This is a genomic window from Streptomyces sp. NPDC057963 (genome assembly GCF_042887155.1).
In the GTDB taxonomy this organism is placed as follows: Bacteria; Actinomycetota; Actinomycetes; order Streptomycetales; family Streptomycetaceae; genus Streptomyces.
Genome location: NZ_JBHVPX010000029.1, coordinates 53,171 through 75,805, shown reverse-complemented (window position 1 = coordinate 75,805; position 22,635 = coordinate 53,171). Strand labels below are relative to the sequence as shown.

Genomic DNA, 22,635 nt, shown 5'->3' with positions numbered 1-22,635 from the left:
AGGTCGGTGCCACGAAAAAGGCACCCTTACGGCCGCCTTCTTTGCCGTGCGGACGAGGGTTCAGCCTTGAGGGTGACCACCAGGCTTCTCGTCGGGATCCATGCGGAACCATCGACCGGAACCAGTGGCGTGGGCCATGTGCTCATTCCACTCGTCGCGAAGTCGTTCGCTCATCTCGCCGGGCCGTACGCAGAACACCGTCTCGGCGCCGACCTCGACCTCGACCATGAACCTTCCGGCAGGGACTAGGTCGCTGAACTGGATCCGTGCGGCAACTCGTGCTTGCGGTGCTACTTTTTCGGTCATCTGACCCCCATTGGCGCGGCCCGCCCTGTATTCGATCGAGTGTTCGATGCACACGCGAGCGGGCAGGTTGCTTGACCATTCAACGCCCCCCAGGCGATGAGCGATTGTTGCATTTTGACCAGCTTTTGACCACAACCCGTTAGCGTGAACTACCGTGCGTACCGGACATGGTCAACGCCCATATCGGGGTGCTACTCCGGCGGGGACAGCGTGTCGATGAGGCGCATCAGCTGCCTCAGCTGCTCCGGCGTCATCCGGTCAGCCCGGCGTACCAGCGCGCGCGCCTCATGCGACTCGGCCCAGACGGTGTCAATACCGAAGAACTGGGCGCCGGCCGCGTCCTGGATCTTGGCGAGCGGCAACTGCAGCGCGGTAGCGAGGGCGCGCAGTTGGGGGTACTGCGGTGGAATGACGGGCTGCCCCTTCTCTAGCCGGTCGATCCAGGAGTATTTCAGCAGGGGCTCGCCAGAGGCAGGGTCTACCGTCCGGTCCTGAACGGCCCGAAGACTGAGGCGCAGCTCCTGCCTGCGGGCGCGCACAAGGTCGGACAAGTCCGTCCGCGCGGGTGCGTCGTGTTCGGCCATGAGGTTCATCCTGCCACTCCGTGTCATGTCATGAGCTATGTGGTGTTCATGTGACTGACGTGAATGCAAAGCATTCCCGCTGGTGGCGCCACCCGACTGTCTCATGCGCCGAACAGAGTGTCCACGACGCGCAACAGTTGCGCCAGGGCGCAACGACGCAATGACCGATTCCGAATTTTGACTGTCCAAGGAGATGGACATTGCGTTCACCCTGTGCGACGCTCTTCTTGTCCAACCAGAACAACACTCTGTTGCAAGAGGTTGATGTGAACGAAGAAGTCACGAAGTACACCCTGGTCAGCCGGGACCTCATGCGCACCTTGATGCGGCGCACCGGCACTGGGCGGCGGATCACCACCCGCGCACTCGCCGCTGAGATCGGCATCGCACACGGCACCATCGGCGGCTTGCTGACCGGGGCGGTGGTGGTGGTGCCCGAGTCCACCGCGGTTGACATCGCAGGACGTATCGGAGTCGACACTCTCGTTCTCTTCGTCCCGGTCTGCCGCGCCAACAAAGCGGCACTGACCGCTGTCCCCGACGCGACCACGGCATGACCGCCCCGGCGTTCGACAGGGCTGCAGCGATGCGGCGCCTCGGGCCCGCAGGGCTGGAGGCAGTGCGCCGCAGCGTGGCCGCTGCTCCTCCTCTTCGTACCGAGCAGCGCGAGCAGCTCCGTGCGGTCTTCGACTCGGCCTCTATCGCGGCCGGGCACATCAGGCCGGCCCAGGCCGCTTGATCCATCACGCACAGCGGGGCCGCTCAGACCATGCCCGGTCCGGCGACCCCTCGGCAGTCCCCTACCCAACAGAAATCGAGGACACCGTGATTACCAATCCTACTGACGGGCTCGGCGCCCGACTGGCGGCGATCAGTGACAACCGGACCGCGATCGAGTCGCTCCTGAGCTACGCGGATCTGCCGGCCCCGACGGTCATCTCCCGCCCGGAGGCGGTGTACGTGTCGGTCGCCGACGCTGACGACCTGCTGCCGTGGCTGAACCTGCTGGGCGGTGTGGTGCGTAAGGCGCCCTCGTTCGACGGGCTGGAGCTGTGGTCGCTGACCACGTTCACGCCTCCCGGGAGCAGCGGAGTGCGGGTGCCAGTGCGTGTGTCGGTGTCGGTACCTGTCGGCGAGACGCTGATGCACCAGATCGTTTCGGCGGTGGCAGCATGAGTGAGCGCACGCCCGTGACTGGTCCGTTCCGGATCTCCGTCGACGCCTCCCCGTCTGGGGTCGCCCTCGACATGACGCACTACCTGAGCACCGTCGTGCTCGCTCTCGCGGAGGCTGCCGCCGAGGACGGTCCCGCTCTGCTCGACGAGCTGGTGAGCATCGCCGAGCTGGACCGGTCGGCCCGGCACCAGGGACTCGACTCGCACGCCACGCACGAGCGCGACGAGGCGGTGCAGTCCCTGCTGGACGAGTTGGTCGACGGCGGCAGCGTGCCGGTGTACGGCGGGCAGGTGCTGCGGCTTGCCGAGGCTCTGCGTCGGGCTGTGGCTCCGCGCCCGGTTCCGGCCCAGCGTGAAGCGGGTGCCGCATGAACGCCTACGAGGACGCCGTTCAGCCGCTGATCAACGGCGGCTACCCCGACCGTCAGGCCCGGGAAATCCTCTCGTTCGTCTGCGGTGAGGCACAGAACGAGGGCTACCGCCGGGGTGAGGCTGCCGCGCACGCCGAGGTGGATCGACTGAAGCGGTCCGCCGTGCTGGCCGAGGAGGACTACCGGCGCGTCGTCCGCGGCGCCTGCCAGGTCGAGAGCCAGCTGCGGGCCCGGGTCGCCGAGCTGGAGGCACAGCAGGCTGCGGTCCTCGCCCTGCACCGGAAGCACGCGGACTCGAACCACTGCTTCGCCGACGACGAGACGTGGCCGTGCAACACCCGCGCCGCGCTGGCCCCGGTCGTGGACCCGTGGAAGTGCGAGGCGAACGACTGCCGGATGCACGACTACCTGCTGGGCATGTGGATGACCCTGGTATCCGAGAGCGACGCGCTGCGGATGGCGGGCGGTGCCTCATGAGCGCCGCCGACCACCTGCGTGAGGCCATCGACTTCGGGTGCGCCCGGGATGACCACGACCACGTCGCCATGCACCGCGCCGAGGTGCTGACCGAGGCCGCCGACGACCTGGTCGCTGCTTGCCCCGATCACGGTGACGCGGACGAGGCGTGGATGGACTGCCCGTGCGAGTACGCCGACGAGCTGCGCCGCATGGCCGCGATCGCCGGGGGTGCCGCATGAACGCCCGCGATGAGTTGTACGCCGTACTGCGGGCGGCTGGCGAGGACCGGGCGGAGGCCGAGCGGCTGATCGCCGCCCGCGATGCCGAGGTGCTGCGGAACTTCCAGATGCGGGACGCCCGGGAGTTGACCGCCCGCTACCGCGCCAAGGTGTTGACCGAGGCCGCCGACCTCCTCGCGGAGATCGGCACCCCCATCCACGGCACCCGTTCCGAGCACGAGCGCGGCCTCATGTACGGGGCTGAGCGCCTGCGCCGCATGGCCGACAAGGCCGCCGCCACCGCGCAGTTGGCCCGGTTCGAGGACGCCCGGCAGACCCTCCAGCAGACCCGCCAGGTCGAGAAGGGCGGTGCGTGATGGCTGCCGCTGACCGTCTCGCCCTGCTGCGCCGCGCGGTCCGAGACGACCACGGTGAATGGACGACGGACCGTGTGCGGCAGCTGTACCGGTCCCGCGCGTACGCCGCACCGTTCCGGCGGACCGCACGGCAGGACCTCGCCGTCCTCGCCCGCCAAGGGCTTCTCCTCCTCGACGACACCGACCCCGGCCGCCGCGTGTTCCGCCTCAACCACGCCCACGGAGGCTCCCGATGAAGTGCGAAGAGCAGCTGTTCAACCCTGGCGAGCGGCACTCCTCCCGTGACTGCCAGCTCCAGCTGGGACACGCGGGGCACCACGAGTACTTCGGGCAGACGTACCCCCGCCCTGTCCCGGCCGAGCCGGACCCCGACGTTGCGGACCTGATCGAACGGGCCGCACGCAAGAGCCACGCGTGGGACCTGGACGAGATGGCCACCGCCCCCGGCGCAACGCAGACCAAGTACCGCGTCACCTATCAGCGAGTCGGCAGGCACGGCGGCCGCAACGGCAGTCCCGCCCCGGCGCCGCTGACCGTGTGGGCAGTCACTGCCGACGGGCTCGCCAAGCACATCGCGAAGGACGTCCGACCGTACATCCTCTCCAGCGGCGCCGAGATCGCCGTCGACCTGGAGGCGCTTCAGGTCGCCGAAGGTGGCGCCGCGTGACGAACCCGCGCCACGCGCAGGACACCCCGCAGGGTCGGTACTACACCGACCCCGCGGGGGGCCCCGCCCTCGTCTCCGTCACCAACGTCCTCGACACCGCCATCAACAAGCGCGCCCTGATCCCGTGGGGCGTGAAGATCACCGTCGAGTACATCTTCGACAACTGGAAGGCCATCGCCCACCGCATCCTCACCGACCGGCTGGCACTCACCCGCGAGATCAAGGCCATCCACCGCGAGGTCAAGGAAACTGCGGGCGACCTCGGCGACCGCGTCCACGCCGCCGCCGAAGCCCACGTCCTCGGCGCCCCAGTCGCGGACGACGCCGAGGTGGCCCCGTACCTCGCGCAGCTCATCCGCTGGCTGACCATGTGGGGCGTCGACCTCGCCAAGCACGTCGTCGCCACCGAGATCACGGTCATGCACCGCCGCCTCGGCTACGCCGGAACCGCAGACCTCCTGATCTGGCTGCCCACCGGCCCCGGCGGGGCGCTGGAGCTGTGGCTCATCGACTACAAAACCTCGGCCACCCGCTCCGCGAAGAGCGTCTACCCGGAGAACACCCTCCAGCTCGCCGCCCTCCGGTACGCGGAGACCGTCCTCCTCCCCGACGACACGGACGCCCCCATGCCCGCGATTCAGCGCACCGGCGTCCTCAACCTCCGCGCGAAGTCCCACGCCCTGGTGGAGATGCCCGCCGGCCGCGACGCCCATCGCGCGTTCCGTGGCCTCCTCGAAGGCACCCGCTGGCTGCACGCCGCGCCGTCCACCTATCCCGCCCTGCTCGCCCCGGGCCAGACCGAGCCCGCGCGCAGGCGCACGACCCGAAAGGCGGCCTGATCATGGGTAGCCGCATCCTCACCTTGCAGCGCCAGGCCCGCGAACTCGGCCGACTGCGCACCGGCTGGTCGGTCCCCTCCGACAAGCCCAACGGCCGCCCCAGGCCCGTGAAGTCGAAGACATGGGTGGTCTCCTCCCACGCCGAGCACTACGTCACCGCCGCCGCCGAAGCGTGGGGCGGGACCGTCGAGCGGTGGCAGCCGCAGGGCGCTGGAGCCCCGCAGTTCCGCGTCATCACCGAGGCCGAGCAGATCGACGCGCTCCTCCCCCCGGGCGACCCGCTGTCGCAGTGCAACGAGATGTGGAACAAGGGCGGCTGCATGCGTCGCTGCGACGGCCAGACCGAACAGCTCAGCCACCAGCCCTGCATCTGCATGCAGCAGTTCGGCGAAGACTGGCACCAGCAGAAAAAGGGCACCGTCTGCGCCGCCACCTCCCGCCTGAGCGTCGTCCTCCCCGACATGCCGGACGTCGGCGTATGGCGAGCCGAGACGCACAGCTTCTACGCCGCCAACGAGATGGCGGGCACCGTCGACATGGTGCTGTCCGGCACCGGCGGCCAGGGCCTCGTCCCGGTGACGCTGCGGATCGAGCCCCGCACCCGCGTGGCTGGCGGACAGACCAAGCACTTCCCCGTGGTCGTCGTCGAGATCCGCGGCATCACCACCCGCCAGGCGCTCACCGGCCCGCTCCCGACCGCGCTGGCCCTGGACCCGTCCGGTTCCCGTGCGGTGGCTGCGATCGAGGCGCCGCGCCCGGACTACCTCGCCCGCGCCGAGGGCGCCCTCACCGTGGATGACGTCCAGGACGTCTACCGCGACGCGCACGCCGCCGGTCACCTCAACGACGAGCTGGTGGCCGCGCTGAAGAAGCGGGCCGACGAGCTGAAGACAGAGGCAGCCACGCCCGAGCCGGAGCCGGATGAGGAAGGCGCCTACGACGTCGAAGTCCTCGACGACGCCGAGCAGTCGACCGGATGGCCGGCCGTCGCGCCGGCCGGATCGGGGGCCCGCGCATGAGCTGGCACCTCGGCCGCATGTGCGGCTTCGATATCGAAAGTTCGGGCCTGAACGTCGAGACCGACCGTATCGTCACTGCTTGCGTCGTCGGGTGCGGTGGCGGGGACCCGGTCACCCCCAGGACCTGGTTCGCCGACCCCGGCATCGACATCCCCGCCGAGGCCACTGCGGTGCACGGCATCACCACCGAGAAGGCCCGTGCCGAAGGACGCCCGGCTGCCGACGTGGTCGAGGAGATCGTGCACGCCCTGGCCGAGGCCGTCATCAACGGACTGCCCGTCATCGTGATGAACGCGCCGTACGACCTGACGCTCCTCGACCGCGAGGCCCGCCGGCACGGTGTCACGCCCCTCACAGACATCGTCGGCGACGAGCTCCGCGTCATCGACCCGCGCGTCATGGACAAAGCGGTCGACCCGTACCGCAAGGGCCGTCGCACCCTCACCGACCTGTGCGCGTACTACAGGCTCCGGCTTGACGCCGCGCACACCGCGGACGCGGACGCGCTCGCCGCCTGCCGCGTCGCCCAGGCCCTGGCCGAGAAGTGGCCGCAGCTGCGAGGCACCGCCCTCGACCAGCTGCACGCGGTGCAGCAGCAGTGGGCGCAGCAGCAGGCCACGTCATTCGCGGCGTACCTCGCCCGCACCCCGGGCCGTGAACACGAAGCGGCCTCGGTCCGCGCCGACTGGCCGTTCGTCCCGCACCAGCGGAGGTCGGCATGAACCCGCTGAGCACCATTCGATGCCTCGTTGCACCCGTCGGCCGGCACCGCTCGGCCCCCGCCTCGCCGCTCGTCACCCGTGCCGCCCCGTGCCCGTGCCGCGGCTGGGACCGGCTCGCCACCCATGTCGTCGACGGCGGGGTGATGACCTGCCAGGACTGCAGCCGACGTACCGCCGAGGTCAGTGCGGTCCCGCTGGAGCCCGGCACCCGCTGGCTCGTCTGCGTCAGCCCGGCCTGTGGCCACATGACCACCCGCCACCTCCCGGCCGCCGCCCCGCGGTCCTGGGCCTGCACCTGGTGCGGCGACACCAAGGGGGACCAGTGAAGTACGAGTGGATGGACAGCGCGCTCTGCGCTCAGACCGAGCCCGACCTCTGGTACCCCGAAGGGTCCGGCCAGCACGCCCGGACCGCCCTGCGGATCTGCGCCCAGTGCCCCGTCCGCCCTGAGTGCGACGAGTACGCGCAGAACGTAGAGGACGCAGCGGACGGGCGGCGGCACGGGGCATGGGCTGGGATGTCCGCCCGCCAGCGGCACCGTCAGACCGCTGCGACCGCCAGACGCGACCAGCAAATCCTCCGCTTCACCGAACAGGGCCTGTCCGCAGACGAGATCGGGGATCGGCTCGGGATCACCAGCCGCACCGTAGTCCGGGTCCGCACCGCCCACCGGCAGCAGCAGCAGGAGGTGGCGTGATGAACGAAACGACCGCCGCATGGGTCCGGACGCACGCCTGGACTGACTCTGTCCGAACCGAGGCCAAACACCCCGGCAGCATCCTCGGCCCCTGTCTCTGTCTCCGGCCTTTCACCTGCGCCGCGTGCGCGGCCAGCCAGACCGGCGCCTGCAAAGGTGTCGTGGCCCACGCCGCAGAGACCATCATCATCGGCCCGTCCGGCTGGACATACGACCAGTCGGACGCCGAGCGCGGCGCGTGGGTATGGCTCGCAGATCGCACCTGCGTTCAGCACTGCACCGGCGCGCTGGTCACCGCGCAGGGCCCTATGCAGCTCGACCTCTTCGCAGGTGCGGCATGAGCTATGCACCCGACACCCTTGCCCGGCCTGCGGAATGGCGTGCCAAGGGCGCCTGCACAAGCCTCCTCGATCTGTTCTTCCCCGTCACCGAGGACGTCCGGTCGGCCGAGGCGGCACGGGCAGTCTGCGCCAGGTGCCCAGTCCGCCCGCGGTGCCTGGAAGAGGCCATGCTCGAAGAGCGGTCCGATGATGAGCACCGCCGGGCCGGAGTCCGGGGCGGTCTTACGCCAGCCGAGCGGGCCCGTCTCGCCCGCCGTATCCGGAACACACCGTCCGGCCAAGAAACCCCGCTCGTCTCCGAAGTCCAGGCCCGACAAGTCCGCACCCCGGCAGGTGTCTTCGCCGACCGCACCCAGGCGCTGACTGACGGCCACACCGGGTGGACCGGGTCCAGCCCCGTCACGGTCCACGGCCAGACATATACCCCGATGCAGCTGGCGTGGGAGGTCACGTACGGACGGCGTCCGGACGGGAGCCTTACCGCGGGCTGCGGCCACAAGGGTTGCGTCACCCCGGACCACCTCATCATCCGCGGCGGCGCGTACAAAACCGCCGCTGGCCGAGCCGCCGCCTCCCAGAACGGACAGCGCTGATGGGCCATGCCGAGATCGTCACGATCCTCAACCCGACTCCGGCCGGTGCCGTGCCGCACCCCAGCCGGTACCTCCACGCCGACGCGGACGGAGACCGGCTCCTCATCAGCACCGCGAAATTCGACGACGGCACGCCGGGCCTGTACTTCCGTACCGACCCCAACGGCTCCAGCGTCCCGCTGACCGAGCTGCCCGTGCTGATCGCTCAGTTGCAGGTCATCGCCGACGCGGCGACCGCCGAAGCTGAGGAGAGCCGCTGATGGCGTACTTCCACGGTGGAGTCCCGGGGCTGAAGCCTGGCGACCGAATCCTCCCGCCGGACAGCACCGGTACCGAACATCGCCTGTCCGCCTACGCCGAAGAGATCGACGGCCCTGCACACGCCCGGCGCACGGACATCGTCTACCTCACCACCGACCGGCAGGTGGCCCGCGTGTACGCCGCGTTCCGGCCCGATGGTGCCCTGTATCGCGTCGAGCCGGTCGGAGCAGTCGAGCCCGATCCGGACTGCATGTCCCCCGGCCTGTCCTGGCGGTGCCGTGCGGCAACCATCACGGCCGTCGTCGACCCGGTCGTCCTGTTCCGCTCTAAACGAACAGAACGCTGGCTACGCATGCTCAACGGCCCGAGCACCCCGCCGTGAGCAGTCCCCTGACCAGCGAATGGAACAAGGGGTTAGCGCACGTCCCACGCCGTGCGCTAACCGACTGTCTCGTTGCAGGTCAGAGGCCATTTCTGCTCCTCTGGAAGTCACCCCCACGACGCCCGAAGAGCCCTTCGTAGGAACCGAGTTCCGACCGGCCCGGGGCCGCCGTGCCCCGGGCCATCGCCGGCCCACCACGACTGTACGGAAGAAGCCGAAATGCCCTGGTTCAAGATCGACGACTCGGCGCACTCCCACCCGAAGTTCATCCGGGCCGGGAACGCTGCGCTCGGTCTGTGGCTGCGGTGCGGCTCCTACTCCGCCCAGCACCTCCTCGAAGGCTTCATCCCCAAGGACATCGTGAAGCCCTTCAAGGGGACACCGGCCCAGGTGCGGAATCTGATCGAAGCCGGTCTGTGGCACCAGGCCGGACACGACTGTCCCAAGTGCCCCCAGCCGTCAGACGGCTACGTGATCCACGACTTCTTCGAGGGCGGCCGGAACACGACCCGCGCCCAGCACGAGGCGAACAAGAAGAGCGCCGCCGAACGGGCCGCGAAGAGCCGCGCGAGCAGAAAGCGGACCGGAAACGGCTCCGAATCAAACAACATTCACGATACAAACGGCGCCGAAAGCGACACGGATTCGGTTCGAAATGAACCCCACTTTTCGGGCTCCGTAGCAGGTCAAGGTGGTCTGTCACACAGCACGCCCGCTGACGGTGCTGCGCCTGCCCAAGCCTCTTCCACGCCTAGCCAGGTACTTCCTTCGGAAGTACCTCCTCCCCCTACCCCCTCCGTGGACACGCCCGGCACCGCCGTGGACACCACGAGCGGAAGAGGAGAAGTCCAGCCGCTCATCGACGCCATGGGCGCCCGACAGATGCGCGTCTCCTGGGGCCTTAACCCAGCCGAATGGCTCGAACTCCGCGACGCCATCCGCCGCGTCGGAATCCCCGACCTCATCGACCACGCCGCCCGCGCCTGGCAGGCCGCGAAGAACACCCCATACAGCGCCCGCTACTTCCTCCCCGGCTGGACCGGCCTCCAAGACGCCCCGCAGTACACCGGCCCCCGATCCCTCACCGCCGGGCCCCCGAGCAAGACCACCGAATACCTCGAAGACATGGCGGCCATCGCCGAAGAACTCCGCCAGAGAAAGATGGGAGGCGCCTGATGGAGCCCGAGCAGATTCCCCAGCTCATCGCTGAAATCGCCCTCGCTGACCCGCGCGTCCGCCGTGAGGACAAAACCGAGCGCCGCGCCCAAGCCCTCATGTGGGCCGGAATCCTCGCCGAAGTCCCCTACGACTACGCGATCACCGCCGCCCACCAGCACTACGCCAAATCCACCTGGCCGATCCTCCCCGCCGACATCGCCACCCGCTGGACCGCCACCGTCCGCGACCGCATGAACCGACACACCGACCCCGCACCCGCAGGCGTAGACCCCGACAACGAAACCGCCTACCGCCACGCCATCGCGGCCGGCCGCTACGCCGTCGCCATCGGACAGGCCCCCGCCGTCGAACTCCGCGAGCTGACCACCGGACCCGCCGCATGCGAGGCCGACGCCCGGTGGGCTGCCCTCGGCTCATGCGTACCGCTCCACGTCCGTGACGCCCTCGCCGAGCAGCGCCCCGAACGCGCCGAGCGAGAACGCCTCCTGCGTACTGGCCGGCCGGACCCGCTCTCGGTGCAGTGCCCCTGGGACGCCTGCCGCGTCCCCGTCGGCCAGCGCTGTCAGACCCGCGGCCGCCCCCGCAACGACCCGCACCCCGCCCGCGTTGACGCCGCCGCAAAGGCCGCCGCATGAGCCACCGGTGCCCGCCGAACTGCCACCGCTGCCCCGACCTCGACGACGACGTCATGCCCTGCTGCATGGGCACCGCCGCCAACCAAGGCACACCTGCCACCGCACGGCTTCTCACCTGGTGCACCTGCTCGGCCAACCGGGCTCTCCCCACCGAGGACAGCACCAACGCCCGCGTCGCCGCACTCGAAGCCCGCATCGCAGAACTGGAGGCCCGCACGTGATCCCGATCCCGTCTGCCGCCGCCGCGCCGTCGTGCCGCGTCTGCGGGCGCCTCCTGCGCTCCGAGAAGTGGCGGGACCGAGGCATCGGCCCCGTCTGCGCCAAGGCCTCAGGCGACCACCCAGCACCCCGCATCCCCACCCCACACCCCGACCACCACATCGACGGACAGACCGAACTGCCCCTCGTCCACCACCAAGCCACCCTCTGGAGCCTCTGATGCAACAGGCCCGACCAGTCGACTACATCAGCTTCGGCGGAGGCCAACAGTCCACCGCCCTGCTCGTCCTCGCAGCCACCGGCCGCATCACCGCCAAGACCTTCCTGTTCGCCAACGTCGGCGACGACAGCGAACTCCCCGCCACCCTCTGCTACCTGGAAGAACACGCGAAGCCCTACGCCGCCCGGCATGGCCTGGAGCTTGTGGAGCTGCGCCGCATCATGAAGCACCGCCTCGCCACCCGCGGCCAGGAGCGCACCCTCTGGCAGCAGCTCAACCAGCCCGGGTCGAAGAGCATCGACATTCCCGTACGCATGGCCAATGGCGCCCCCGGCAACCGCAACTGCACCAAGACCTTCAAGATCGACCTGGTGGCGGAGGAACTGGCTCGCCGCGGCGCCACCGCCGAGAACCCCGCGATCGTCGGTATGGGCATCAGCCTCGACGAGATTGAGCGGGCCAACAACCGCAGCCCCGTCCCTCACGAGCGTGTCGTCTACCCCCTGCTGGACCTCGGTCTCCGGCGCACCGACTGCCAGCGCATCATCCGCAAAGCTGGTCTCCCGCTGCCGCCGAAATCCGCGTGTTTCTTCTGTCCCTTCCACCGGCCGGAGGACTGGCACACCCAGCGGCGTACCGAGCCCGAACTGTTCGAGAAGTCGTGCCAGCTCGAAGAGACCCTCAACGGCCGGCGCGCAGACCTCGGCAAGGACCCGGTGTATCTGACCCGGTTCAACAAGCCACTGCGCGAGGCCATCCCCGCCGGCGTCGACCTACTGCCTGGGTTCGACGAGGACGAGGGCTGCGACTCCGGCTGGTGCATGACGTGACCAGCAGTACGCCCGTCCGACTGGAGGAGGCATCGATGACGCAGGGCACTGAGTTCATACCCGGATTGCCGCAGGTGGCAAAGACCTGCAGCAAGTGCCGGGAGGCGAAGCCCGAAGCCGCATTCCACAGTCACGGGCCAGGTAAGAAGCGCATGGCCATGTGTGGGGACTGCCGGGCCGAACACCGCCGCATCAACGGCCGAGAGGGGCGGAAGGAGACCGCCGAAGAACGGCTCGGCCGCCGACTTTGGGAGTGCTACAAGATCACGCTCCAGCAGTACAGGGCGATGGTCAAGGCTCAGAGCGGCGCCTGTGCAATCTGCGGCAAGACCCCCGATGAGGGGAAGCGGCTCGCGGTCGATCACTGCCACACGACAGGCGTGGTGCGGGCTCTGCTTTGCATCCGCTGCAACTTGAACCTCGGCGTCTACGAGAACCATCACCGCGCAGCTGCCGAGTACCTCGCGACCTACGGGGCCGGGAATCCGTTGTTGTGCCCCGCCGAGTGACCTGTGACGCGTTCGCCCCCTCGCTCGCATTGAGGGGGCGCCCACCCACCGTACCCACCACCAGGAGAACCCCGTGACCACCACACCCGCCGACGAACTCCAGTCCGCTGCCGTCGAGATGATCCACCGCATCTGCCCCGCGCACCTCGATCGCGATGAGTACGGCCGCCTGCTCGCCGAGCGCTTCGCCGCCCACCGGGCCGCCGTGCTCCGCGAGGCAGCCGACGAGATTGCGGGCATCGACTTCCACCCGAACGCCGTCGCCCGATCCCTCGACATCGCTGCGGGCCTCGCCTGTCGCCTCCGCCGCATGGCCGACGAGGCACAGCAGGCCGCCCCCGCCGTGGCCGAGGAGCAGCGCGTTACCGCCGACCTGCTGGCCACCTCCGCCACCGAGTACCGAGTCCCGGTCCCCGAACAGGGAGGCACCAACCTGCACGTACGGCGCCAGAGCCTCGTCTTCGGCGTCGGATGGTCAGTAGCCGTTCCCGGATGGGGTGGCGGCCGGGCCTGGACCCAGGAGGGATGGCAGGAGGCCATCAGCGCCCTCAGCGTCGATCGACTCTTCTGCTGGCCCGACGCAGCCACGGCTGTCGACGAAGCCCGTCGTGCGCTCGCCGTGACTGAGGAGCCGGGCCAATGACCCAGCACGTGACCAAGGTGGCGCCGAGCCTCCGCCCGCTGGATCACCTGATCGTCAGCAAGCGGCATGCCCGCCAAGCCCGGAAATGGCCCTGGGCCTGGTGGTGCACCTGCCCTGACGGCTACGGAGCAGCGAAGACCGAGGCTCTTGCCCAGGCCGCAGCCGACGACCACGCCGCACGCCGGCATCCCGCCACCGAGGAGCCGGGCCAATGAGCGACCACGCCTGCCCCCTGCTCCAAACCGTCGCCCGCGCCGTTGAGGCTGCCCTCACGACCAGCGGAGACGACTACGCACTCGCCCCGCCGCCCGCACCCGTATGCGGCAACCAAGCCCCGGCCAATACCGACACCTGCCAGCGCAGCCCCTCCCACACCTACCCACACCGAGACGCCAAGCAAAAGGGCACCGAAGCCCGCTCCTGGTGGAACGGAAAGGACGTGACCCGATGAGCGACCGCGTCTTGCCGGACTGGACCCCCACCGACCGCGTCGGTGACCCCCGCTGTGGCTCCCAACCAGCCCCCGGAGCCGAGACATGCGGTGCGCCAGCTACCTGGCACGTCCTGTGGACAGTCGCCACCCCCGCGCCGCTTTCCCTGCTGTGCGACAAGCACATGACCCAAGCACGCAGGGAGTTGGTGTACACCGACCGGCACCCCGCCGCCGTGATCTGCGACATGCCCGGCACGGGGTGGCTGATGGACACACCATCCCGGTGCGTCCTGACGACGACCACACAGCTCAGCGTGCAGACGCGAGAGGCCACCCAATGAGCGACCGCATCCGCCTCAACGACCTCACCGACAACGACCTCGACGCCCTGCACGACCAGCTCGTCGCCCTCTACCGCGAGCGCGCCCACCTCGTCGCACACCTCGCGGCCCTCCACCCCTCCCACATTGGCTGTACCGATCCGTGCTCTCCCGACTGGCCGATCGTCATCATCGAGACGCCCGCCGGCCAGATGAGCTGGCACATCTGGCTACGAGACATGGACCTCTTCGTACATGTGCCGCCCACAAACCCGCGCTCGTCCACATGGGACGGCCACACCACCGACGAGAAGTACCAGCGCCTGCGCGACCTCACCGAGGCCACCCCGAGCCTGCTGAAGCTGGAAGTCGTGGCCGATCAACAGGCCGAGCACATCAAGCAGCTCACTGCCCGGATCGCCACGCTGGGGCACGTCGCAGCGGGCAACCGGAAGCACGTCGCCGCCGTCGTGCCCGAGCTGGAGAAGGCTGAGGCCCGCATCGCTGAGCTGGAGCAGCAGCTGGCCGACGCCGACGCCGTCCACGACGACCTTGACGCCACTTGCGAAGCCGTCGCCGCCCGCGACCGCGCCGAGGCCGCCACCGCCCGTGTGCGGGACCTCCACCGTGACGCCTACGCCGGAATCGGAGAGGCCGGGGCGTCGTGCACCGCCGGGTGCGGCACCTGGCCCTGCCCCACCCTCACCGCCCTCGACGGACCGCAAACCACCTGGCCCGCCCAGCCGCCCCGCACCGCGCGGGGCGGCCACAGCGAACCCCAACCGCCGCGAACGGAGACACCCATGACCACCACCATCTGCGCCGAGTACTCCACCCACATCACCGATCACCCCATCGGCCCGTGCGTCCTCCGACCCCACCACCGCGGCGACATCCACCAGGACATGCGCGGCATCCAGTGGGCCAGCCGACCGGGCCGCACCCCGGGCCATCCGGCTACCTGCCCGAACAGTCCCACCGGGTGGCACCACTACAACGAGGGCAATGGCCGGCCCGAGAGCCGGACCTATGACCACTGCGGAGCGGGCGGATGCTGCGCCGACGGCCAGGCCCCGACCGTGGTCTCCGGCTCCGTTGACGAACTCCGTGCCCGACTGACCGCAGCACTCCGGGCGATCGGCCGCGCCGAGGTCGAGATCGCCACCCTGCGGGCAGATCTCCGGGCCCGCGACGAGGTGATCGCCCAGCAGCGCGCCGCCTCCCGGCGCGCCCTCAAGGACGTGTGCGCGGTGCAGCGCGTGCGGGACCTCGCAGGCAGTTGGTACAGGCAGGGAGCCCCGGCCACCAGCTACGCCCGAGAACTGCTCGTCACCCTCAACAACGTCGCCCGAACATGACGAAGTCACCCGCACGGTCGCTGCGGCGGATCACCCGCGACAAGATCGAGCACGCGCTTCAGCACGACCAACTCCGCCGCCGAGCTGAGACTGGAAACATCACCGCGGTCGCCGCCATCGCCGGCATCCCCCCTGACGCCCTGTACGCCGAGGCCCTGGCTCTGGGCCTCATCGCCCCACCTGAAGAACCCCGGGCATGACGATGGGGCGCGCCGCAATCCTCTGCGGGGGTCTCGTACGTCCGGTTCAGGCGGCCAACGCCCCGGTTCGCACGGCGAACTCCCGCAGCCCCTGCACCCGAGCGGGGCCGTACAGCAGATCAGACGTCAGCGCCCGCAGCGCTGGCCGCCGCACTTCCTGCGGCGCCTCCAGCTCCACCTGCCGCAGTGCCGCAAAGGTCTGGGTCCCGTCGCCCAGGGCGTGCCACATGCGACCGATGTCCGTCCACGCCCGCGCCCGACGTTCCTCAGTCGGCATGTGGTTGACGTTCAGACCGGCTGCAACCTTCACACCCATATCCGGGATGCCGAGGGCATTGAGAGCACCGATGCGGTAGATGTCGACCTGGGCCCGGGTGGCCTCCACGGTGAACAGTCCGGGGACCTCGGGCAGGCGCTCGACGTCTTCCTCCGCCTCATCGAGCAAGGCCAGCGCCGCCGAGCGGTCTCCGCCGGTCGCCGCCGAGTATGCGGCCGTGAGGAGCAGCGTGGTCCGTACGGCTGCGGTGCGTTCCTCGGCGGCGTCCAGCTCGGCCGCCTCACGAGTGAGGAGGTGGACAGCGGACGACCAGCGGCCGGAGCGCCGCATCGTGATCGCCAGTACCCGGGACGCCTCCCCGACCGGCACAGGCGTGCCGCTTTCCCGAGCTGCCAAAAGCGCCCGGTCAGCAGCGACCCACGCCGCGTCAGAGTGCTGCTTCGACGCCAGTTCAGCAGTCAGCACGTAGGCCCTGGCCAGCGCCCCAGATGCCTGCTGTCGGGCCCGCCCGGTAGCCGCGTTCCGGGTCGCCGCGGCCGTAGCGAGCAGACCTGGCAGCGCCTGACCGAGATCCGTGTAGTGGGCGGCACGGAAGGCTCGGCGGGCTGCGGCCGTCTGCGCGGTCAGGAGCGTCAGCGGCACCGGCTGGGCGGCCGGCGGGCGGAACAGGGCTTCCTCCAGTCCGGCGGCCGGATCCCCGGACGGGGTGGCAGCGGACGCGGTACCCGCGCCCACGATGGCCGTCGCCCCAGCGGCGAGTGCCCCTGTCAGTAGTTTCCTGCGACGCATCGCATCCTCCTCGTCCGACGGGCACCCGATCGCCACCGTAACGACTGCCGACCCGTCCGGGACAGTGGAACCGCGCATCCGCTCGGGTGGGATGGCCAACACCTCGCACATGCGTAGCATCGCGGAGTGCTCCGGTCGCAGCTTGTTGGACTCGATCCGGGAGATAGCGGAAGCCGAGTACCCGCACCTCGCGCCCAACTGCGCCTGTGTGAGCCTGGCGGAACAGCGGGCGCCTCGAATGAGGGCTCCGAAGTCTCCCGGCTCCGTGCTCTGGCCCATGGGTACCTCCTGTGCACCGACGGGACTAACGAAGCTAGCGCCGTTGCCCACCCGGCGACAGGGCGTGCGGAGGCACACGGTGTGCGGGCCCGGCACAGCGTGTGCGGATGAGCCCCCGGCCTATCCCGCGCATGGCATCCGGGCCGGGATGGTGGTCCCGCAGACGGACGGCGTACCCAGCCGCCTCGCTGCTCGCACTCCTACCGGAGGCATCCCATGGACAAAGTGCTCGTCACTGGCGGAGCCGGATTCATCGGCTCGCACTTCGTCAAGCGCATCCTGCAAGCCGACGACGTCGCCCAGGTGACCGTCCTCGACGCGCTCACCTACGCGGGACACACCGAGAACCTCGGCGAGGCGTTCCTCAACCCGAAGCTGACGTTCGTTCACGGCAACATCGTCGACGCCGACCTGGTCGACCAGCTGGTGCAGAACCACACCGCGGTCGTCCACTTCGCTGCCGAGTCTCACGTCGACCGCTCGTTCTCTACCGCCGGCACGTTCCTGACCACGAACGTGCTCGGCACCCAGACCCTCGCCAACGCCGCCATGCGCCACGGCGTGCAGCGCTTCGTCCACGTCTCCACGGACGAGGTCTACGGGCCCCTGCTCGAAGGCGCCGCGACCGAGGACGACCCGCTGCGCCCCACCGTCCCGTACGCCGCGTCGAAGGCGGCGAGCGACCTCGTGGCCCTGAGCTACTACCGCACCTATGACGTGCCAGTGTGCGTCACCCGCTCGTCGAACAACTACGGACCCCGCCAACACCCCGAGAAGATCGTCCCCCTGTTCGTGACTCGCCTCCTGCGGGGCCAGCCCGTCAGCCTCCACGACCGTGGCCAGCACGTGCGCAACTGGCTTCACGTCGAGGACAACTGCGCCGCGATCGAGCTCGTCCTGCGTGGCGGAGTCCCGGGCGAGATCTACAACATCGGCGGCGGAACGGACATGACGAGCAAAGAGCTGACCGGCAAGCTGCTGCGCCTCTGCGACGCCGACTGGGATTCGGTGGCCTACATCCCCGACCGGCTGTCCAATGACCTGAGGTACGCCCTGGACTGGTCGAAGATTGCCGACCTCGGATACGAACCAGTCAGGGATTTTGAGGCTGGACTCGCCGAGACGGTCGCGTGGTACCAGTCGCACCCCGACTGGTGGACACCGTTGACACGCAACTCTGCCGCCACGTGTCCGCGCGTCAACCTCGACACGGCCCAGGAGCCGCAGCATGTCTGAGCACTGGCCACAGGACGCGCTGATTGTGCTTGGCGCGTCGGAGGAACAGGTCCCGCTCTACCAGGAGGCGCGGCGTCGCGGAATCCCGACCATAGCGGTGGACATGCGGCCGGACGCTCCCGCGCTCCCGTTCGCCGATGCGGCCCTGAAGGTCTCCACCCGGAACACCGACGCCATCGCCGACGCGCTAGGCGATGCGTGCCCCGCCGGGATCGTGTGCGGCGCGAGCGACGCCGCGCTGGCCAGTTGGCACGCCTTGAGCCTGCGGTACGGCACCACCTACGTGTACCCCAAGAGCGCCCTCGCGGCTGGCGACAAGGCCGCCTTCCACGCGATCGCCGCGTCCTGCGGCATCACCGGATACGGATGGACCGCGTCAGGCAACCCGGATGAGGTTGTCGCGGAGGCGGCGGGGTTGCGCTTCCCGCTCGTGATCAAGCCTGCGGACGGTTCAGGCAGCAAGGGCGTCACCCGCATCACCCGCCCTGACGACCTGCCCGCCGCCGTCGCCTACGCCCGCTCCTACTCCGCCTCTCAGACCGTGATCGCTGAGGAGTTCGTTCAGGGGCGCCCATTGGCCATTGAGGTCTTCATGCGGGACGGCAGGGCGCTGATGACCTGCGTCAAGAACAAGGAGTTCGTCGACGGGAGTTTTGTTGTCAGGCGGCTGCGCACTGCTCAGTTGTCCTCGGCGACGCACGACCAACTTGAGGCCACCGTCGAACGGCTGTGTCGTGCACTCGGCCTTGTCAATGGGCCAGCGAACTTTGACGTCGTCCTCGGCACGGACGGCCAGGAGCGCGTCATCGAGGCCAACGCACGTCTCGGCGGTGACGGCGTCCCGCGATTGCTCGCCGCCGCCTATGGCGTGGACGTCGTGCGTGCGCTCATCGCGCTCGCGCTCGGTGAACCGTTTGGCGGCCACCTGGTACCAACGCGCGCCGCGCATGCGGCACTGGAGCTGATCGGCTCACCGCTCGTCGCGGAAGGCGAGCTGGTCACGTGGGAGGGCGTCACCGAAGCCCGCAACACCCCCGGGATCACCGATGTCGAGCTGTACGCCAAGCCGGGCGACCTTGTTCGGCCGCATGACCAGTCCGGCCACAAGATCGGCCTGCTCGTCGCTGCCGGACCGTCGGTCGCGGACGCATCCGCGGCCCTAAAAACGGCTAGCGCGCTGATCCGACCGATCATCCGACCGATCACAGAGACGAAGTGACCACGCATACCGGCCGGAACGCGAGGCCCTTCCTGCACGGCCAGGAGCATTCGGTCGTCACCGACGCTGTCGAGACCCTGCATGTCGAAGACGCGGATGAGCTGAAACTCACGTCCGCAACGAGGGGAGAGTCGTGATCAACTCATCGAGGCCGGATGCCCGGCGCAACGCCAGCCCGTACCTGTACGGAGAGGAGTCTTCGGCAGTGGCCCGGGTGTTGGAGTCCGGGCAGTACGGGCACACCGGCGTCACCGAGGAGTTCGAGCACCGGGTTGCCGAATTCCTCGGCGTCGACGACGCCGTGGCAGTCACCTCCGGCACCGCGGCCCTCCATGCCGCCCTGCTCGCCGCCAAGGTCGGGCCCGGCGACGAGGTGATCGTCCCCTCCATGACGTTCTGCGCAACAGTCCAGGCAGTCCTGGCCGTCGGCGCCACCCCCCGGTTCATCGAGATCGAGCCCGCCACCCTGTGCGTGGACCACCAGCTTGTCCTGGAGTCGGTCAACGCCAACACGGCCGCCGTCATCCCCGTTCTGTTCGGAGGCCGGGCAGTAGACCTCGGCCCCATTCACTGCGAACTGAACGAACGAGGGATCGCCGTCGTCGAGGACGCCGCCCACGCCTTCGGCTCCCGCAACGGCACACGCCGTGTCGGAGCGACCGGTGCGCTGACATGCTTCTCGTTCGGGCCGATCAAGAACCTCACCTGCGGCCAAGGCGGCATGGTCATCCCGCGCACACCGGAGGAAGCCGACACGATCCGCCGGCTGCGACTCCTCGGCGTCACACAGTCCCAGACCGAACGCGCGAACACCACCACCTACCAGGTCGACAGCTTCGGACTGCGCTACCAGCTCTCGGGCATCAACGCGGCCATCGGCCTGGCCCAACTCGACCACTTCGACACGGCCGAGACCACCCGCCAACACCTGTGGCGCACCTACCAGGACGCCCTACGCCCACTGGACGACGTGACGCTCGTCGATGTCGGTGTGGAGCACACGGTGCCGCACCTGTGCCAGGTACGCATCTCCCACCGCGACCAAGTATTCGCGGCACTGCGATCCCGGGGCATCGGCGTCGGCGTCCACTACCCGCCGAACCACATCCAGCCCGCATTCACGACATGGCGGCGCCCGCTGCCGGTCACCGAACAGGCAGGCCAGGAGATCCTGAGCCTGCCCTTCCACCAGCACCTGACCGAAGACGACATCGACCACGTGGTGTCCGCCCTCGGCCAGGCCGTCGAGTCTGCGAGAGCTTCACGATGAACATGCTGACGGTATGCCTGGGGAACTACTGCCGCTCCCCGTTCGCAGCGCTCGCCCTCGCCCGCCGGGGCGGTGACGACGTGCAGGTCCGCTCGGCCAGACTGATCGGCAAATGGCAGGACCAGCCCGCCAACCCCTCCATGATCAAGGCGGCCGGCCGACTGGGCTACGACCTCAGCACCCACCGAGCCCAGCAGATCACCCTGGAGATGCTGGACTGGGCCGACACCGTGCTGACGATGAACGCCGCGGTCCTCGAAACGCTCCGCACGATCTGCACCGAGGACAACGCACAGAAGCTCGGCCTCTACCTCGGCGACCGCGACGTCCCCGACCCGATGGGCCAGGGCGGCGACGTGTTCAACGACTGCGCCGTGCTGATCGAGACCGGCACAGCCCTGCACATCGGTCGCCTCCCGTAACACCCCGCACCGGTCAGCCGGACGCAGCGGACAGGATCACATCCACGAGCCTGTCCGCCGCGTCCGGCCTCCCGTGCGCACGGGCCCGCTCCGCCATCGCCACCCGCCGTGCGGGGTCGGTGAGCAGCGGACCCACCGCGTCGCGGAGGCTCGCCGCCGTCACTTCGCCGAGCAGTGCGACAGCAGCACCCGCCTCCGCCAAATGCTTGGCGTTGTGGGCCTGCTCGTTCCCGGCCGAGGTCGCGAGCGGGACGAACACGGCCGGCTTGCCCAGCGCGGTCAGCTCGGCCAGCGTGCCGGCACCGCTGCGCGAGATTACGACGTCGGCCAGCGCCAGCACGTCAGGGAGTTCCAAGCCCATGAACCCGGCGAGGCAGTAGCGGCTCGCCAGCTCCGCCGGGAGACCCGCCGTGTCGCGCCGCAGCTCCTCCACGTTCGCCGGCCCGCACTGGTGGATCACGTTCGACCGCTCCAACAGCCACGTCAGCGAGTCCCGCACGACGCCGTTGATCTGCTGCGAGCCCTGCGCACCGCCGGTGACGTACACGGTCGGCAACCGCCGGTCGAAACCGTGCAGTCCCAGCGCCGCAACTGCCTTGTCCGCGTGGCCGGTCAGCACCTCGGGGCGGACCGGATTGCCGGTGACGACCGCAGCGCCCCGCACCGACTCCGGCAGGAGCGGCAGCGACGACTCCGACGACACCGCGATCCTCGTCGCCGAGCTCGCCAGCTTCTGGTTGGCCAAGCCCAGGCGCACAGTCTGCTCGTGAAGAACCAGCGGGCGGCGGCACATGCGGGCGGCCAGACCAGCAGGGACGGCCACGTAACCGCCGGTGGCAAGCACGACGTCCGGCCGGAAGTCAGCGACGACCTTCCGAGCCTGCGCCACCCCGAGCGGCACCCGGGCCATGTCCCGCACGTTCGCCGGCGACACCATCTTGAGCGGATTACTGGAACGCCGGATCTTGCCCGTGGCGACCGTAGTAAAGGCGATGCCCTCGGCCGGTGCGACGCGGGCCTCCAGACCGTCCGGCGTCCCGATCCACAGCACGTCGAGCTGTCTGCCCTCCGCCGCCAGCCGGTCCTGCAACGCTCGAATTGCGGTCAAGGCGGGATAGGTGTGGCCCCCGGTACCTCCCCCCGTGACGATCAGACGGAAGGCACGGGGAAGAGAGGAAGCATTGTTCACCCGGCGCACCCTACTGGTTGCGCTCACCCATGACGGCTCCAACGCCACCCATCACGTAGTTCACACCTCCGGAGAACTCTGACCGGGCCAGGCCGCGTCCCACTGGTGCGCGCCGCCCCCACGCCACTCGACCCACAGCGGATCATCGAGGACCTGCTCAGGGTCCAGGACCCCCGCGGCTTCGAGGAACACCACCAGGTCGCGGTCGGAGTGGGCCAGGCCCAGGATCTGCCCGCGCACGGATACCCTTCGGCCGCCCGTGGCTGACGGCCGGTGCACGACGATCGGTGCTCCGTCCATGCCTCCCATCGTGCGCCGGCCCGCACGCCCCAGCACCCCGAGCCACACACCACACACCACGGCACCACGCACCACGCACCACGCACCACGCACCACG

37 protein-coding genes and 1 pseudogene are annotated in these 22,635 nt (G+C 69.4%); 32 read left to right on the top strand and 6 right to left on the bottom strand.

Features of this window, described 5'->3' with window-relative positions:
* Positions 1–60: 60 nt before the first annotated feature.
* Positions 61–228, bottom strand: coding sequence for a hypothetical protein (locus ACFVT1_RS36670; protein ID WP_389803947.1), 168 nt, complete (start codon positions 226–228; stop codon positions 61–63).
* Between the two features lie 269 nt (positions 229–497).
* Entirely contained in the window at positions 498–899 is a 402-nt protein-coding gene (locus ACFVT1_RS36665; protein WP_389803945.1) for an XRE family transcriptional regulator, read from the bottom strand.
* A 257-nt stretch (positions 900–1,156) separates the two neighbouring features.
* On the opposite strand from ACFVT1_RS36665, the gene ACFVT1_RS36660 reads away from it, so the two are divergent.
* The 28 genes from ACFVT1_RS36660 to ACFVT1_RS36525 all read left to right on the top strand — a co-directional run bounded on the left by ACFVT1_RS36660 (position 1,157) and on the right by ACFVT1_RS36525 (position 15,557).
* The gene (locus ACFVT1_RS36660) at positions 1,157–1,447 is read left to right on the top strand and encodes a hypothetical protein (RefSeq protein ID WP_389803943.1); all 291 of its coding nucleotides are present in this window, start codon (positions 1,157–1,159) and stop codon (positions 1,445–1,447) included.
* 268 nt (positions 1,448–1,715) lie between these two features.
* A complete protein-coding gene (locus tag ACFVT1_RS36655) occupies positions 1,716–2,066 on the top strand; it encodes a hypothetical protein (protein WP_389803941.1) in 351 nt (116 codons plus the stop codon).
* A complete protein-coding gene (locus tag ACFVT1_RS36650; RefSeq protein ID WP_389803938.1) occupies positions 2,063–2,437 on the top strand; it encodes a hypothetical protein in 375 nt (124 codons plus the stop codon). Before ACFVT1_RS36655 ends, ACFVT1_RS36650 begins: the two co-directional genes overlap by 4 nt.
* Positions 2,434–2,913 carry a hypothetical protein gene (locus ACFVT1_RS36645; RefSeq protein ID WP_389803935.1) on the top strand — a complete coding sequence of 160 codons (480 nt, stop codon included), beginning with the start codon at positions 2,434–2,436 and terminating at the stop codon, positions 2,911–2,913. Before ACFVT1_RS36650 ends, ACFVT1_RS36645 begins: the two co-directional genes overlap by 4 nt.
* Positions 2,910–3,134: a hypothetical protein gene (locus ACFVT1_RS36640; RefSeq protein WP_389803933.1), complete on the top strand. Its 225-nt coding sequence runs from the start codon at positions 2,910–2,912 to the stop codon at positions 3,132–3,134. Before ACFVT1_RS36645 ends, ACFVT1_RS36640 begins: the two co-directional genes overlap by 4 nt.
* Entirely contained in the window at positions 3,131–3,490 is a 360-nt protein-coding gene (locus tag ACFVT1_RS36635; protein ID WP_389803930.1) for a hypothetical protein, read from the top strand. Before ACFVT1_RS36640 ends, ACFVT1_RS36635 begins: the two co-directional genes overlap by 4 nt.
* Positions 3,490–3,726, top strand: coding sequence for a hypothetical protein (locus ACFVT1_RS36630; protein ID WP_389803927.1), 237 nt, complete (start codon positions 3,490–3,492; stop codon positions 3,724–3,726). Before ACFVT1_RS36635 ends, ACFVT1_RS36630 begins: the two co-directional genes overlap by 1 nt.
* Complete coding sequence (locus tag ACFVT1_RS36625; protein ID WP_389803924.1) at positions 3,723–4,157, top strand: hypothetical protein; 435 nt, start codon at positions 3,723–3,725, stop codon at positions 4,155–4,157. The genes ACFVT1_RS36630 and ACFVT1_RS36625 overlap by 4 nt, the downstream gene beginning before the upstream one ends.
* A complete protein-coding gene (locus tag ACFVT1_RS36620) occupies positions 4,154–4,996 on the top strand; it encodes a hypothetical protein (RefSeq protein ID WP_389803922.1) in 843 nt (280 codons plus the stop codon). Before ACFVT1_RS36625 ends, ACFVT1_RS36620 begins: the two co-directional genes overlap by 4 nt.
* Positions 4,997–4,998: 2 nt before the next feature.
* Complete coding sequence (locus ACFVT1_RS36615; RefSeq protein WP_389803920.1) at positions 4,999–6,015, top strand: hypothetical protein; 1,017 nt, start codon at positions 4,999–5,001, stop codon at positions 6,013–6,015.
* A complete protein-coding gene (locus ACFVT1_RS36610) occupies positions 6,012–6,737 on the top strand; it encodes an exonuclease domain-containing protein (protein WP_389803917.1) in 726 nt (241 codons plus the stop codon). The genes ACFVT1_RS36615 and ACFVT1_RS36610 overlap by 4 nt, the downstream gene beginning before the upstream one ends.
* Positions 6,734–7,063: a hypothetical protein gene (locus ACFVT1_RS36605; RefSeq protein WP_389803915.1), complete on the top strand. Its 330-nt coding sequence runs from the start codon at positions 6,734–6,736 to the stop codon at positions 7,061–7,063. Before ACFVT1_RS36610 ends, ACFVT1_RS36605 begins: the two co-directional genes overlap by 4 nt.
* The gene (locus tag ACFVT1_RS36600; protein ID WP_389803913.1) at positions 7,060–7,434 is read left to right on the top strand and encodes a WhiB family transcriptional regulator; all 375 of its coding nucleotides are present in this window, start codon (positions 7,060–7,062) and stop codon (positions 7,432–7,434) included. The genes ACFVT1_RS36605 and ACFVT1_RS36600 overlap by 4 nt, the downstream gene beginning before the upstream one ends.
* A gap of 161 nt (positions 7,435–7,595) precedes the next feature.
* On the top strand, positions 7,596–7,775 hold the full coding sequence (locus tag ACFVT1_RS36595) for a hypothetical protein (RefSeq protein WP_389803911.1): 180 nt from the start codon (positions 7,596–7,598) through the stop codon (positions 7,773–7,775).
* Positions 7,772–8,368, top strand: a complete 597-nt coding sequence (locus tag ACFVT1_RS36590) for a WhiB family transcriptional regulator (protein ID WP_389803908.1) — start codon at positions 7,772–7,774, stop codon at positions 8,366–8,368. The genes ACFVT1_RS36595 and ACFVT1_RS36590 overlap by 4 nt, the downstream gene beginning before the upstream one ends.
* A complete protein-coding gene (locus ACFVT1_RS36585; RefSeq protein WP_389803906.1) occupies positions 8,368–8,628 on the top strand; it encodes a hypothetical protein in 261 nt (86 codons plus the stop codon). Before ACFVT1_RS36590 ends, ACFVT1_RS36585 begins: the two co-directional genes overlap by 1 nt.
* Entirely contained in the window at positions 8,628–9,011 is a 384-nt protein-coding gene (locus ACFVT1_RS36580; RefSeq protein WP_389803903.1) for a hypothetical protein, read from the top strand. Before ACFVT1_RS36585 ends, ACFVT1_RS36580 begins: the two co-directional genes overlap by 1 nt.
* Positions 9,012–9,230: 219 nt before the next feature.
* Positions 9,231–10,187 (top strand): hypothetical protein, encoded by a 957-nt coding sequence (locus ACFVT1_RS36575; protein ID WP_389803900.1) that lies wholly within the window; start codon positions 9,231–9,233, stop codon positions 10,185–10,187.
* Positions 10,187–10,825 (top strand): cell surface glycoprotein, encoded by a 639-nt coding sequence (locus ACFVT1_RS36570; protein ID WP_389803897.1) that lies wholly within the window; start codon positions 10,187–10,189, stop codon positions 10,823–10,825. The genes ACFVT1_RS36575 and ACFVT1_RS36570 overlap by 1 nt, the downstream gene beginning before the upstream one ends.
* Positions 10,822–11,046 (top strand): hypothetical protein, encoded by a 225-nt coding sequence (locus ACFVT1_RS36565; protein WP_389803895.1) that lies wholly within the window; start codon positions 10,822–10,824, stop codon positions 11,044–11,046. The genes ACFVT1_RS36570 and ACFVT1_RS36565 overlap by 4 nt, the downstream gene beginning before the upstream one ends.
* Positions 11,043–11,264: a DUF6011 domain-containing protein gene (locus ACFVT1_RS36560; protein WP_389803892.1), complete on the top strand. Its 222-nt coding sequence runs from the start codon at positions 11,043–11,045 to the stop codon at positions 11,262–11,264. Before ACFVT1_RS36565 ends, ACFVT1_RS36560 begins: the two co-directional genes overlap by 4 nt.
* Positions 11,264–12,094 carry a phosphoadenosine phosphosulfate reductase gene (locus ACFVT1_RS36555; RefSeq protein ID WP_389803889.1) on the top strand — a complete coding sequence of 277 codons (831 nt, stop codon included), beginning with the start codon at positions 11,264–11,266 and terminating at the stop codon, positions 12,092–12,094. Before ACFVT1_RS36560 ends, ACFVT1_RS36555 begins: the two co-directional genes overlap by 1 nt.
* Positions 12,095–12,129: 35 nt before the next feature.
* Positions 12,130–12,603, top strand: coding sequence for an endonuclease domain-containing protein (locus ACFVT1_RS36550; protein ID WP_389803888.1), 474 nt, complete (start codon positions 12,130–12,132; stop codon positions 12,601–12,603).
* Between the two features lie 73 nt (positions 12,604–12,676).
* Positions 12,677–13,246: a hypothetical protein gene (locus tag ACFVT1_RS36545; RefSeq protein WP_389803885.1), complete on the top strand. Its 570-nt coding sequence runs from the start codon at positions 12,677–12,679 to the stop codon at positions 13,244–13,246.
* On the top strand, positions 13,243–13,461 hold the full coding sequence (locus ACFVT1_RS36540; RefSeq protein ID WP_389803882.1) for a hypothetical protein: 219 nt from the start codon (positions 13,243–13,245) through the stop codon (positions 13,459–13,461). Before ACFVT1_RS36545 ends, ACFVT1_RS36540 begins: the two co-directional genes overlap by 4 nt.
* A 232-nt stretch (positions 13,462–13,693) precedes the next feature.
* Positions 13,694–14,020 (top strand): hypothetical protein, encoded by a 327-nt coding sequence (locus tag ACFVT1_RS36535; protein WP_389803880.1) that lies wholly within the window; start codon positions 13,694–13,696, stop codon positions 14,018–14,020.
* On the top strand, positions 14,017–15,357 hold the full coding sequence (locus ACFVT1_RS36530; protein ID WP_389803877.1) for a coiled-coil domain-containing protein: 1,341 nt from the start codon (positions 14,017–14,019) through the stop codon (positions 15,355–15,357). Before ACFVT1_RS36535 ends, ACFVT1_RS36530 begins: the two co-directional genes overlap by 4 nt.
* Positions 15,354–15,557 (top strand): hypothetical protein, encoded by a 204-nt coding sequence (locus ACFVT1_RS36525; protein WP_389803875.1) that lies wholly within the window; start codon positions 15,354–15,356, stop codon positions 15,555–15,557. Before ACFVT1_RS36530 ends, ACFVT1_RS36525 begins: the two co-directional genes overlap by 4 nt.
* Before the next feature lie 46 nt (positions 15,558–15,603).
* Here ACFVT1_RS36525 and ACFVT1_RS36520 read toward each other — a convergent pair whose 3' ends face one another.
* Together ACFVT1_RS36520 and ACFVT1_RS36515 are read right to left on the bottom strand one after the other, a co-directional pair.
* Positions 15,604–16,623: an XRE family transcriptional regulator gene (locus tag ACFVT1_RS36520; protein ID WP_389803952.1), complete on the bottom strand. Its 1,020-nt coding sequence runs from the start codon at positions 16,621–16,623 to the stop codon at positions 15,604–15,606.
* A 138-nt stretch (positions 16,624–16,761) separates the two neighbouring features.
* Positions 16,762–16,902: pseudogene (locus ACFVT1_RS36515) on the bottom strand (multiprotein-bridging factor 1 family protein); the annotation flags it as partial.
* 216 nt (positions 16,903–17,118) lie between these two features.
* On the opposite strand from ACFVT1_RS36515, the gene rfbB reads away from it, so the two are divergent.
* From rfbB to ACFVT1_RS36495, 4 genes are all read left to right on the top strand, one after another.
* Positions 17,119–18,138, top strand: coding sequence for a dTDP-glucose 4,6-dehydratase (gene rfbB / locus ACFVT1_RS36510; protein ID WP_389803872.1), 1,020 nt, complete (start codon positions 17,119–17,121; stop codon positions 18,136–18,138).
* Positions 18,131–19,357: an ATP-grasp domain-containing protein gene (locus ACFVT1_RS36505; protein WP_389803870.1), complete on the top strand. Its 1,227-nt coding sequence runs from the start codon at positions 18,131–18,133 to the stop codon at positions 19,355–19,357. The genes rfbB and ACFVT1_RS36505 overlap by 8 nt, the downstream gene beginning before the upstream one ends.
* Before the next feature lie 133 nt (positions 19,358–19,490).
* Positions 19,491–20,627, top strand: a complete 1,137-nt coding sequence (locus ACFVT1_RS36500; RefSeq protein WP_389803868.1) for a DegT/DnrJ/EryC1/StrS family aminotransferase — start codon at positions 19,491–19,493, stop codon at positions 20,625–20,627.
* A 2-nt stretch (positions 20,628–20,629) separates the two neighbouring features.
* Entirely contained in the window at positions 20,630–21,049 is a 420-nt protein-coding gene (locus ACFVT1_RS36495) for a low molecular weight phosphotyrosine protein phosphatase (protein ID WP_389803865.1), read from the top strand.
* Positions 21,050–21,062: 13 nt separating this feature from the next.
* On the opposite strand, the gene ACFVT1_RS36490 is transcribed toward ACFVT1_RS36495, so the two are convergent.
* On the bottom strand, positions 21,063–22,238 hold the full coding sequence (locus tag ACFVT1_RS36490) for a glycosyltransferase (protein ID WP_389803862.1): 1,176 nt from the start codon (positions 22,236–22,238) through the stop codon (positions 21,063–21,065).
* A 60-nt stretch (positions 22,239–22,298) separates the two neighbouring features.
* Positions 22,299–22,538: a hypothetical protein gene (locus tag ACFVT1_RS36485; RefSeq protein ID WP_389803859.1), complete on the bottom strand. Its 240-nt coding sequence runs from the start codon at positions 22,536–22,538 to the stop codon at positions 22,299–22,301.
* Positions 22,539–22,635: the final 97 nt, after the last annotated feature.